9 protein-coding genes and 1 pseudogene are annotated in these 12,131 nt (G+C 54.2%); 5 read left to right on the top strand and 5 right to left on the bottom strand.

The window, feature by feature from the left end:
- Nucleotides 1–254: pseudogene (locus CPA45_RS22190) on the bottom strand (benzoate 1,2-dioxygenase large subunit); the annotation flags it as partial.
- Between the two features lie 89 nt (nt 255–343).
- Complete coding sequence (gene catA / locus CPA45_RS22185; RefSeq protein WP_096655461.1) at nt 344–1,318, bottom strand: catechol 1,2-dioxygenase; 975 nt, start codon at nt 1,316–1,318, stop codon at nt 344–346.
- 548 nt (nt 1,319–1,866) lie between these two features.
- Here catA and CPA45_RS22180 point away from each other — a divergent pair.
- The 5 genes from CPA45_RS22180 (at nt 1,867) to CPA45_RS22160 (ending at nt 8,688) form a co-directional block, all read left to right on the top strand.
- Nucleotides 1,867–3,771 carry a sigma-54-dependent Fis family transcriptional regulator gene (locus CPA45_RS22180; protein ID WP_096655459.1) on the top strand — a complete coding sequence of 635 codons (1,905 nt, stop codon included), beginning with the start codon at nt 1,867–1,869 and terminating at the stop codon, nt 3,769–3,771.
- 254 nt (nt 3,772–4,025) lie between these two features.
- Complete coding sequence (locus tag CPA45_RS22175; RefSeq protein WP_096655457.1) at nt 4,026–4,961, top strand: transporter; 936 nt, start codon at nt 4,026–4,028, stop codon at nt 4,959–4,961.
- A 33-nt stretch (nt 4,962–4,994) separates the two neighbouring features.
- Entirely contained in the window at nt 4,995–5,624 is a 630-nt protein-coding gene (locus CPA45_RS22170) for a gluconate 2-dehydrogenase subunit 3 family protein (RefSeq protein WP_096655455.1), read from the top strand.
- A 19-nt stretch (nt 5,625–5,643) separates the two neighbouring features.
- A complete protein-coding gene (locus CPA45_RS22165) occupies nt 5,644–7,209 on the top strand; it encodes an FAD-dependent oxidoreductase (RefSeq protein ID WP_096655453.1) in 1,566 nt (521 codons plus the stop codon).
- Nucleotides 7,210–7,236: 27 nt separating this feature from the next.
- Entirely contained in the window at nt 7,237–8,688 is a 1,452-nt protein-coding gene (locus tag CPA45_RS22160) for a benzaldehyde dehydrogenase (RefSeq protein WP_096655451.1), read from the top strand.
- 140 nt (nt 8,689–8,828) lie between these two features.
- Here the strand turns inward: CPA45_RS22160 and CPA45_RS22155 are convergent, their stop codons facing one another.
- The 3 genes from CPA45_RS22155 to benC all read right to left on the bottom strand — a co-directional run bounded on the left by CPA45_RS22155 (nt 8,829) and on the right by benC (nt 11,965).
- On the bottom strand, nt 8,829–10,073 hold the full coding sequence (locus tag CPA45_RS22155; protein ID WP_096655450.1) for a benzoate/H(+) symporter BenE family transporter: 1,245 nt from the start codon (nt 10,071–10,073) through the stop codon (nt 8,829–8,831).
- A gap of 72 nt (nt 10,074–10,145) precedes the next feature.
- Nucleotides 10,146–10,946 (bottom strand): benzoate diol dehydrogenase BenD, encoded by an 801-nt coding sequence (benD, locus tag CPA45_RS22150; RefSeq protein WP_096655448.1) that lies wholly within the window; start codon nt 10,944–10,946, stop codon nt 10,146–10,148.
- Nucleotides 10,943–11,965 (bottom strand): benzoate 1,2-dioxygenase electron transfer component BenC, encoded by a 1,023-nt coding sequence (gene benC / locus CPA45_RS22145; RefSeq protein WP_096655446.1) that lies wholly within the window; start codon nt 11,963–11,965, stop codon nt 10,943–10,945. The genes benD and benC overlap by 4 nt, the downstream gene beginning before the upstream one ends.
- Nucleotides 11,966–12,131: the final 166 nt, after the last annotated feature.

Raw genomic sequence — 12,131 nt, 5'->3', positions numbered from 1 at the left:
AGTTCGCCCTGCTTGTCGCGGGTGATGATCACCGGCTGGCGACCCATGGTGACGGTCATGTAGTCACCGGGTTCCGCGACCTGGCTCTCATGGGCCAGGAACAGCCAGTTGCCTTCGAAGATGTGCTTGAGTTCAAGCTCAAAGAAGGCGGGATCGGTGAACATGCTACGGTGGCAGCGGAAGATGCCCTGGGCGGGGTCGTCTTGGACGGCGCCGCGCACGCGGGCTTCGAGCTGATCAAGCTGTGTGGTCATGATCTCTCTCCTCGTATTTATTATGTCGCGCTGTTATGTCTTGCTCAGGCGGGCCAAGGGGAGGGCCCGCCTCGCTCAAGGTATAGGGGTTAAACCTTGGCGGTACCGGCGAGCTGGCTAGCCAGATCCTGGTCGTCTTCTTTAGCCCGTGGGCGGGCGTGGCGGACTTGCAGCTCGGGGGCTTCGGTTTTAGCCAGTTCGACGTTAAACACCACGTGGGAGAAGGGGCCGTCGAGGTCGCGCTTGGCGATCTCGGCCGGGTCTTCAATCCGTTCAGCGGGCACCACCAGCTCTTCCCGTGTCGCGAAGGCGAAGTCGTCAAAGGTGTAGGGGTCGCCCGCCAGGTTGATCTGCGTGGTCAGGTGCTGGTGGCCCGGGGCGGAGACGAAGTAGTGGATATGCGCCGGGCGCTCGCCGTGACGGCCCAGGGACTTGAGCACAACATCGGTGGGCGCACCTTCGGGTACGCCGTAGCCGGAGGGAATAATGCTGCGCGCGGTGTAGCGGCCGTCGCTGTCTGCGTAGATCGTGCGGCGCATGTTGTACTCGTCCTGGGAGGGATCAAAGAACGAGTAGCCGCCCTGGGAGTTGCAGTGCCAGATTTCAACTTTGGCGCCAGGGATCGGGGTACCGTCGACATCGCGCACCTGACCGGTCAGCCACATCACCTCGGCATCGGGATCACTGCCGTCGTCCATGCGGGCGAAGCCTTCCGCTTCTGGGGCACCGGCCACGTAGAGGGGGCCTTCGATGGTGCGCGGGGTACCGCCGGTGCGCTTGGCTTCGGCATCGATAGCGTCCTGGCGCATATCGAGGAAGTGGTCAAAGCCAAGACCGGGCGAGAGCAAGCCGAACTGGGTTTGACTGCCCAGAGCATTGAGGAGGTTAACGCCCGCCCAGTACTCTTCCTCGGTGACATCGAAATCATCGATCAGCTTGAACAGGTCGCCGACCAGGCGATGGACGATCTGCTTGGCGCGCTCATTGCCGCCTGACTGATCAAAGCCAGCAACGGTTTTGACAAAGTCTTGTACTTCGGGGGTGTCGAATATCTTCACAGTCATGGTGAAACCCTATCGTTGGATTTTGTCGTTGTCTTTTGCCCGGCGATAGCGTCAGTAGATTCAAGGTGAGATTGGAATACGTCTATCTTGGGCTTAAAGACGACAGTTGTTGTTGTGTTCGTCATCAATATCGACTAAGTCGTAGCCACCCGACCAATATCGTTTGAGTTTCTTTCTATACTTCATAGGTATTCCAGAGCCACCTCCCATCACCTAAAATCAGTTATTTCTAATTTTATGATAAAAAATAACTCTTTGATTCATATAAAAAACCCAAAAAAATTAGTAAAAAAAACTTACTTTATTGCCAAAGTACATCTTCACTTGTTTATTTTTTCTGTTATGCAGGGTTTAGTTAACCTTATTCAGCGCATTTCACTCATAAGAGAGCATGTAGCAGGGCTTTAAACTAAGACAAAAGAATAAGAGGCTACTAACAGCAAGTAGCCCATGCTCAATTTTTAAATCTCTGCTGTACGATCTAGACCGTTAGAAAAGCAGCTAACCCTGAAACCACATATAAAAATATTGCAGTGGAGAGGAATGAGATGAGTACACAATTGACGCCATTTCAGAGGCTCAGTGAAGCTAGGAAGACCTTCTTTCAAGAAGGAAACCTCCCAACTGGGCTAATAGATGAAGCCATCCTCAGCTCATGGAAGCGCTGCATAGATCATCACAAGAGCGTAACCGAACGGGTGGTGTACGAATCGCTACCTCGCAGCAGCTTCAAAGAACTAATAAACGTCAATCGAAAGCTAACCGAGGCCGCTAATGAGCCACTTGAACAACTGCATCGCACAGTCAGTGGTGCTGGTTATGCACTGTTGCTCACAGACCACATAGGCCATGCTCTCAACACCTATCAGGCTAGTTCTCACTCCGATAAGCTAATCAAGCAAGCATTTCGCCCCGGGGTCAATCTCTCAGAGCAATACATCGGCACTTCAGCAATGTCCTGCGCGCTTACCGAAGGTCGGCCTATCACCGTCTCGGGCCCTGAACACTACTTCAGTGTCAATCAGAGACTCAACTGTGCAGCCGCGCCAATCATTGCCCCCAATGGCCAAATCATTGGTTCAATTGATATCACTCGGGAGTATTCCTTAGCCCCAGGCAGTGCGCTTGCGCTCGTAACACACTGCGCTCGGGCAATAGAGGGTCGGCTGTTAACTCAGCTAGCACCTTACTTGATACTGCAACTAAGCTGGCAGCAGCAAGAGCCGGCCACTTGCGATATGTTGATTGCCCTTGGCCCAGAAGGCGAGATCCTCGGTATGACGCCGAAGGTGCGCGAAGTAGCCGGCTTGTCAGTTGGCTGTGGCCCAGCCAACATCCAGGAGCTATTTGATCTGCGCTTTGGCGATCTGGTGGATGCATCCCGAGGCCGGCGTTCACCACTGCTAGGCCAGATACACTCTGGGCTTTCCTTCGCGTTATATCCCTCTCTATATAAGAAACCATCCCTCATCGAGGGTACCGCACAATCTAATAGCCCGCGGACTGAGCCGATCTCTAAAACTTTGCTCCCTAGCTTCGGCGACGCCTCCTTGGCTGAGCGATTTCCCCTTGCGCTCCGAGCGATGAACAAAGGGCTCCCCATACTAATACAGGGTGAAACTGGCACAGGCAAAGAGGTAATGGCCAAAGCCCTCCACGATAAAAGCAATAAGAGAAGTGGCAAATTCGTGGCCATCAACTGCGCCGCCATCCCGGAAACACTGATCGAAGGCGAACTTTTTGGGCATACAGATGGCGCCTATACGGGAGCCCGCCGTGGGGGAGCTCCAGGCAAGATAGAGCAGGCAAATGGGGGCACCTTGTTCCTTGATGAGATAGGCGATATGCCCTTAGCCCTACAGTCCAGGCTACTGAGAGTCCTGGAGTCCCAGGAGGTTACTCGCCTAGGTGATAGCACGACCAAGCAACTTAACTTCCAACTACTCTGCGCCACCCACCGAGACCTGAACGCCGCCGTCGCCCGAGGGGAGTTCCGGGACGACCTACTCTACCGAGTCAAAGGCATGCCACTATGGATACCCCCACTACGTGAGCGCTCCGAGCTATGTGAGTTCTTGTCAGAACAGTGCGACCAAGTTACTGAGGGCCGACGTCAATTAACACAAGATGTATTGAAGATACTAAAAGACTACGATTGGCCTGGAAATGTGCGCGAACTACGGCATGCCCTAACTCATGCTGACGTACTAGCAGAGGATAGCCATGACCTTATCCTGCCTTGCTACCTACCAGCGGATATCGTTAAAAAGAGCTCCCATCGAACAACCTTATTGAATGAACAGCAGCTGGGAACCCTGAAATCTTTGGAGCTCGAAGCCATTGAAGAGGCTCTAGAGCAGGCCAGCGGCGATGTAAACAAAGCGGCTAAGCGCCTAGGTATTGGCCGCGCCACTTTTTATCGCAAACTTAAAGAAATTCGCAGCAGTCAGTAGCACTCGTTGCTTTTTCAGCGAGCGAAATGCGACTTGACTATCGACCATCTTCATCAATGCAGAAATATAAAAAGTATCAGAATGAGAAAAATCCATTACTTCTCTCATTTTGAGATATAGAAACCCTGTTATCAATTTTTAGGAATCATAGAAAAAACAATTAAAATCAAATAATTATACAAAAATTTAACTTTTACTCCATTTGGCATGCTTATCGCACCAGCTCAGGGCACCTAACAATACCAACGAGCATGATGGAGATACCAACAGTGACGACATTTAACCCGACCACTGATAACAAAACCACGCGCTGGAGCGTTAAAGGCATTCTAATAGCCGGAGGTCTAACACTCAGTATCACAACAACGCATGCAGCTGAGATAACCACTGATCCAGGCGACTATGTACCGCTCCCGGCAGGAAGCAACTTAGGTTTACTCTATCTACAACACGCTAGCCGTGATTCGGTTTACTCAAATGGTGACCAGCTTCCCGGAGAGGCGGGGCTTGATACTCACATCGGTTTAGCCCGCTTCATTCATTACTTAGATATCGGCGGCTATACCGTCAACCCTCAAGTAATATTACCTTTTGGCAAAGTAGACCTGACATCTCCTTTCGGCCCCCTAGAGCCAGAGTCCTCCACTGGCATCGGTGATCCGATGATAGGAGCGACGGCTTGGCTAGTAAACAATCCAGATCAGCAACAATGGTTTGGATTGTCAGCTTTTGCCTCAATTCCTTTTGGCCAGTACGACTCACATAAGGGCCCAGTGAATGTTGGTGAAAATCGCTGGAAAGGTATCTTTCAAGCTGGCTATGTAACCGGCCTTAGTGACCATTTCATGCTGGATCTTATCGGTGAATATGCCGTCTACGGCGACAACGATGACTTCTTCAACACCCGCCTTGAACAGAACGATAGTCAGAGTTTGCAGGCCCATCTCCGGTATCTGATCAGCCCCCAGACCCACGTCGCTCTCTCCTATTACCACGCTTTCGGTGGTGAAACGACGGTGGGCGGCGTCGACCAGGACGATGCTCTGAACACTAACCGTTGGCAGGCCACCTTTTCTACCTTCGTCCAACCGACCCTCCAGCTCCAGGCACAGTACGGCCAGGACATCGATGTGGAAAATGGTTTCAAGGAAGATCAACGCTTCAACCTGCGCCTCGCCAAGGTGTTCTGACTCGGCCGAAGACAATAAGATGGGAGAATAACCATGCACAATCTACCTGACAATACCCGTGCCGCCCTGTCACGAGTCCACCAACTGAGCCGCCGCGACTTCCTCAAAGCGGCAGGTGGCCTAACCATAGTGGCATCGATGAGTACCGGCCTGTTTGGCGCGGCCCAAGCGCTGGCCGATGATATGCCAACCGAGATCAGGGTAATGTCCACCAGCGAGTATGCGGTGATGCATCGCCTGATGGAGGTGGCCCTGCCCACTACGGGTACCTCGCTCGTACCACCCACCAGCCTACCAGTGATGCAGACTCTCGACGCTGCCCTGCTAGAGAAGATGTCCCCCCCACTACTGGCCGGTCTCAAGGAGGGCATTGCCTACTTCAACGAGGGGCCCCGGGAAGAGTATGACAAGTCCTTTGTCGAGCTGACAGACGCCGAGGCCGTCGCCTTCTGTGATGCCTGGGCCGACTCAAACGAGCCCCCCCAACGCGCACTGGCCATGGGGCTGAAGAAGCTGGTGGGACTAGCCTACTGGGCCCATCCCCCAACTTGGGAGCCCCTGGGCTATGGCGGCCCAGTCACTGAGCGCTGGGGCTTAGAGTCTCTGGGCAATGCGCCTATGCCTTTGAGTGATGAGTCCACAACGCCAACCCCCCAAGGCTGACAGGCAGGAGAACAAAACGATGACACAACAGATTTCCATTAATGAAGTCCCAGCCCATGGGCTGGCGGTCACCCAGGCAGCCGATATCGACGTGGCCCGCCTCGACCTAGAGGTCGATGCCGTAGTGATCGGCTCAGGTGCTGGCGGCGCCATCGCCGCCTACGAGCTAGCGAAGGCAGGAAAACGCGTTCTGGTACTCGAAGCAGGGCCTTATATCCCCTCCGAGCAGTTCTCCGAGATGATGGCCGTTTCCATGGACACCCTCTACCAGGATCATGGCGCCCAGGCTAACGCCAGCGGGGATATCAGTGTCCTGCAGGGCGCATGCGTGGGCGGCTCGACGGTGGTCAATGCCGCTCTCTGTTTCCGAACCCCAGACTATTACCTGGAGCTGTGGGCTAAGAAGTTCGGGCTCTCCAACCTCACCCCCGAGGTCATGGCGCCCTACTTCGACAAGGTGGAGGCCAACCTGCATATTGCCCCCAACGCACCCCATGAAAGCAGTCCGGGAGCCCGACTGCTCAAGCAGGGCATCGAGAATCTCGGGCTACCTGCAGGTAATGCTAAACGCAATATCAAGAATTGCGCCATGACCGGTTTCTGCTTCGCTGGCTGCGTCTCGGATCGCAAACAATCCATGCTGATCACTTACCTGCCCTGGGCGGTGGCCCATGGCGCAACCATCTACGCCGATACCCGTGTCACTCGGATCTTGGCAGAAGGTGATCAGGCCAATGGGGTCGAAGCCGAAGTCATTGATCAGCAGAACGGCGAGGTCAAGTGTCGGTTAACGGTCACCGCGCCTCTCGTAGTAGTGGCTGCCGGCCCGATACAGACACCACTCCTGCTACAGCAAAGCGGCCTAGCCAACACCAGCGGACAGGTAGGCAAGAACTTCGCCTGCCACCCAACCCTCTCCATTACCGGGATGTTCGAGCAGGACGTCGACAACTTCTACGGCGCCACCCACTCCCTTTACATGGATCAAAATGTCATGCCCGAGGAGGGTGGTTACCTGCTACTCGACGCCATCCAGGATCCAGTAGAAGCTAGCTTCCAGGCTGAGCCGGGCACCGGTGAACCCTACATGGCCTACATGAGCCGCTACCGTAATTCTGTTCGCCTGATCACCCTGATCCACGACAAGAACGTCGGCGAAGTGAACTGGAAGAATGGCACCAAGGAGATCATCTACCTCGTCGATGACCAAGACTTCGAGATCATGAAAGCAGGACTCAAGACCAACGCCCGCATTCTCTTTGCGGCAGGCGCCAAACAGCTCTATATCCCCAGCTCCCAGCCACTGACCATCGATGACGAGAGCCAGATTGAGGCAGTGATCGATGGCCTTGCCAACGAGCCTGCGCGCTACCGCTATACATCCTTTCACCCACAGGGCACCTGCCGCATGGGTGCCGACCCAACCAGCACAGTTGTATCGCCAAGCGGCGAGACACATGACGTTAAGAACCTCTATGTGGTCGACGCTAGCCTGCTGCCCACCTCCATCGGCTACAACCCATCGGAGACCGTCTATGCCCTGGCCCACTACATCTGCGACCAGATCAACCAAGCCCATGCCTGACCCAACACCACCACAGGAGCATTCAACATGACGACTCACCGCTGGGAAAATCATCTCTACCTAGGCAAGTGGCAAACTAGCGACGGTCCCCAATCTGCCGTCATTGCGCCTGCCACGGGTGAAGTTATCGCCCAAGTACAAACGGCCACGGCAGCAGATGTGGAACGCGCCACTCACATCGCCAAGGATGCCCAACTATCTTGGGCTACCCTACCTTTCGACCAGAAGGCAGAAATCCTCCGCCGCGCCGCGGGCCTGATCAAGGAGCGGGCAGACGACCTCAACTACTGGAATATTCGAGAATGTGGCTCCATCGGCCCTAAGTCAGATTGGGAACTTCAAGCTACCTATGAACAGGCGCAAATGGCCGCGGCACTGCCGATGCAGCCCTGCGGCCAGATATTCCCTTCTAGCATGCCGGGAAGGCGCAACTACTGGAAGCGTATACCTATCGGCACTGTCGGCGTGATTGCGCCTTGGAACTTTCCTATCTTATTAGCCATGCGTTCGGTATTTCCAGCGCTGGCCATGGGCAACTGCGTCATTCTCAAGCCAGCACCTGACAGTGCAGTCTGCGGGGGTGCATTGATGGCCGAGGTGCTAGAGGCCGCTGGCGTACCTGAAGGGGTTTTCCACGTACTGCCAGGCGGGGCTGAAGTGGGCGAGGCATTGGTGAGAAACCCTGATGTGGGCATGATTTCCTTTACAGGCTCCACCGCCGTAGGTGAGAAGATCGGCGAGACCTGTGGGCGCATGCTAAAAAAATGTGCCTTAGAGCTGGGCGGCAACAACGCTTTGGTGGTTTTAGAAGATGCCGATTTGGAGGCCGCCGCCTCTTCCGCTGCTTGGGGAGCTTTCCTACATCAGGGCCAGATTTGCATGCAGGCGGGGCGACATGTCGTACACCGTTCCGTGGCAGGCAAATACATGGAAAAACTCGCCGAGCGAGCCTCTCACCTTGTCACAGGGGATCCTTGGAAACAGCAGGTACACCTCGGCCCGTTAATTAACGAAACCCAAGCTCGCCGCGTCGAAGATATCGTCAACAGCTCAGTTGCAATGGGCGCTAAGGTAGTCGCTGGGGGGGAGCGCAACGGCAATTTTTTTGAGGCCACAGTGCTCAGCAACGTAACACCAGAGATGCCCGCTTTTGGCGAGGAGATTTTCGGCCCTGTGGCACCGATTACACTCTTTGATAGTGACGAAGAGGCCATCGCCCTGGTCAACGCTTCAGCCTACGGACTCGCCGCTGCCATCCATTCTGCCTCCACGGAACGCGCTCAAAGCATCGCCGATCGCCTTCGAGTGGGGATGGTGCACATCAACGACCAGACCGTGAATAACGAATTCCAAGTTCCCTTCGGTGGCATGGGTCGCTCAGGTACCAGCGGCCGTTTTGGTGGTCCCGCTAACCTGGACGAGTTCACCACCACCCAGTGGGTCAGCGTTATGGAGCATGGCATTCAGTACCCCTTCTAGACGAAGCCCAGTAGCCAATACTTGCCGGAGGATAATGTCCTCCGGCATGATTATCAGTGACCTCTGTAAAAAAGGCCCGCACTGCAAAAGCAGACACGGGCCAAGAGGATAACCATTATAAAATTGCCGGTATGAAAGTTTCAGCCGCTCTCCTTCGCAACCTCACGGCTAAAAATAAATTCGAAGTCCTTAGTTTCGAAGATTGCCGAGACAACAACACCCAGAACCAACGCCCAGAACGTGGAACCTATCCCAAGAATCTGAATTCCGGATGCAGCAATTAAAAAAGCAAACAACGCGCCTATCTCATGCTTCTTGCCTGAAAAGGCGATTGCCATTGAAGAGGTGATGACGCGCATAAGTGCCAGCCCGGCGATAATGGCAATAAAGTAGCGCGGCGTAGCCTCCAGTAGGCTGACCACATAGCCGTAGAAAGGCGCGGCAACTACAAAGATAGCCCCGGCGATCACCGCGGCTACCCAACGTTTATCATGAGTGCCTGCTTCCGGTGAAGCGCAGATGCCAGTCATAGGGGCTGCAATACAGGTACTGTGCAGATTGAAAAACGCCGACACCATAGTGCCTAGACCACCTACCGCGGTAATCCCGTTTGCTGGAACTTCTTTGTACCCCATCCCTTTTAATAGACCGACTCCCGCTGGCGTCTCCATTCCCACCAGAATAATGGCAAGCGGTAAACCGTAAGTGAGGAAAGCACCTAAAGTGAACTCTGGGATAATGAACTCAGGGAAGCGAATAGTTGCTTCAATGCCTGAAAGGTCAACACCGGTAGCTATTAAATAGAGTATTCCCGCCAACATTGCTACGACCAGGGGAGGGATTTTACGAAAGAGGCGTGAGGAAATGAAGAAAGCCAGAATCATGATAGAGGCTGGCACAATGGCACTCTCCAACGGCTCCACCATGTTAAGGCCAAAGCTAAGCAACATACCGCCCACCATGCCCATTACAATAGGCATCGGGATTAGTCGCATTACGATACCCATCACGCCAGTGATACCTGCAATCAATGTGATGGCACCCGCAATCAAGCTGGCGCCTAAGGCGGCCTCTAGGCCTATCACAGGAATGACCGCTGCAAACATCAACGCGCCGGGGATGGAGTTAGCCATCGGCAGCGGCAAACGGTAATAGGCTGGCATGAATAGCCCAAACAGCCCGTTGATCATCAGGTAGCTGATGACCCAAATCATGATAAAGGAGGAATTGAGGCCCGCTGCCGTACCTGCACTAATATGAACGACCCCAACGCTGAGCCCTAAAATGCCGGCGACTAAACCGGTACTGGCGTTATCGACATTGAGGTCGCGCATGAAATCACGGGGCGCATGCCTAAGGCTGACGCCTTTCTCAATATGTTTCACGGTTTTCTCCAGGGATATTATTGTGCTTAGAGTTATAATTAACGCTTATTTAGAATTATGGGTTTCATTTAGTTAGCCAAGATCTCCGCCTGCTACGGGCATTACGCTACCGGTGATATAGCTGGCCTCGTCGGATGCAAGGAATAAAATAGGCGCGACCATTTCATCTAGCGTGCCGTAGCGGCTCATTAAACAGCTCTGCTTGGTCTGATCGATATGCGCTTGAAACCACGCCTTCTCCGTCTCGTTACTTGGCGTCGGCGTTCCACGCGAAATTTTTCTTGGCGGGGCTTCGGTGCCGCCCGGCGCTGTGGCGACAACGCGAATGCCGTGCTCAGCATACTCAAATGCCAGTGACGCAGTTAACGCATTGATACCGCCCTTCGCCGCCGAGTACGGAATACGATGAATACCCCGCGTCGCCGCTGAAGAGACATTGACGATGACGCCGCTGCCCTGCTCCACCATGGTTGGAAGCGCTGCACGGCAGCACCAGAGCGTAGGCATTAGAGAACGGTTGATCTCTGCCGCAATTTGCTGCTCGCTAAACTCGGTAAATGGCTTGAAGTTAATCGCGCCGCCGACGTTGTTAACCAAAATATCGATACGACCAAAGTGAGCGAGCGTCGTCTGCATTACTTGCTCGGCGCCTTCCCATGTTTCCAGGTCGGCTTGTACCGCAACCACGTCACTCCTTTGCTTGCCTATTTCAGCAACCACCTCGTGGACTTCATCAGCGCGATCTACCAATACCAAGCGTGCACCTTCAGCGGCAGCACGCTCAGCAACTCGCTGACCAATTCCTTGGGCAGCGCCGGTAACCACCATTACTCGATCTTGAAAACGTGGGCCGTCAAAACGTTGATCACTCATGCGCGCTCTTCCACTTGGTTAGGGGTGAACTTCTCATAGTGGAAGCTCTGGGGCTCAATCCCTTCCGCGTCGAAGTACTTCAGCACGGCATCCACCATGGGGGGCGGGCCACACAGATAAACGTCCACATCGCCGTCATGCATGACCTCTGCGTCCATGTGGTGCGTCACGTACCCCTTACGCGAATGCTCGCTGGCTTCATCGACCACTACGGTGGCGTAGGTAAAGCCAGAAAGCTTTTCTACGAAGGTATCTAAAACATCTGTTTTTACCAGGTGGTCATCTTTATTGACGCCGTAAATCATATGAACCGGCGCATCACTGCCTTTCTCGACCAATTGCGCCAACATGGAGAGGAATGGTGCCAGCCCCGTGCCGCCAGCCAGCATCAGCACCGGACGCGTTACTTCGCGTAGATAGAAGCTGCCCAGCGGGCCGGTCAAGGTGAGCTTTTCGCCTACCGCCGCACGCTCGGTCAGGTAGCCGCTCATTACCCCATTGGGAATGTTGCGGATCAAAAATGTAGCTCGCTTATCGCCTGGCAGTGAGCTGAAGGAGTAAGAGCGATGCACCTCAGTGCCGGGCACATCAATATGAATGTACTGACCCGGTAAAAAGGCAAGGCCCTCATCATCCAGTTCAACCGCCAGCTCAATACTATCCTCAGAGAGCTGCTCCACCGCCGCTACAGTACCCTCAATCTTGCCCACCGCTGTTTTACATAGCGTGGAGGCGACTGGCACTTGGATCACGCAGTCCGAAGAGGGCACCATTTGGCAAGTGAGCACTTGGCCTTCAGCGGCTTCCTCATCAGAAAGCGCATCCTCCAGGTACTCGTCGCCCATGTCGAACTCGCCCTGTTCGCAGTGACCTTTGCAGGTGCCACACACGCCGTCAGAGCAGTCCATCGGTAGGTTCACTTTCTGCCGGTAAGCAGCGTCGAGAACAGTCTCCCCCTCTTTACAGCCAATAAAGCGGGTCACGCCGTCCTCAAAGTTGAGGGCAATGGTATAACTCATGGTTAACTCTCCTCTCCCATCAGGTCACACGTGATAGACGTCGATAACCTGATGAATATAGTCGTTGTTCAGCTGCACGACTTTTCTTATGATCAGTGGGGTCTCGCCCGACACGTCCAGGGTGTAGAAGCTCGTGCCGAAGAAGCTGTCGGTCTTCTTGTAGCGG

The sequence above is a fragment of the Vreelandella nigrificans genome, from assembly GCF_002374315.1.
In the GTDB taxonomy this organism is placed as follows: Bacteria; Pseudomonadota; Gammaproteobacteria; order Pseudomonadales; family Halomonadaceae; genus Vreelandella; species Vreelandella nigrificans.
Note: the sequence above shows the minus strand (reverse complement) of the source record. Positions and strands in the feature narration are given on the sequence as shown.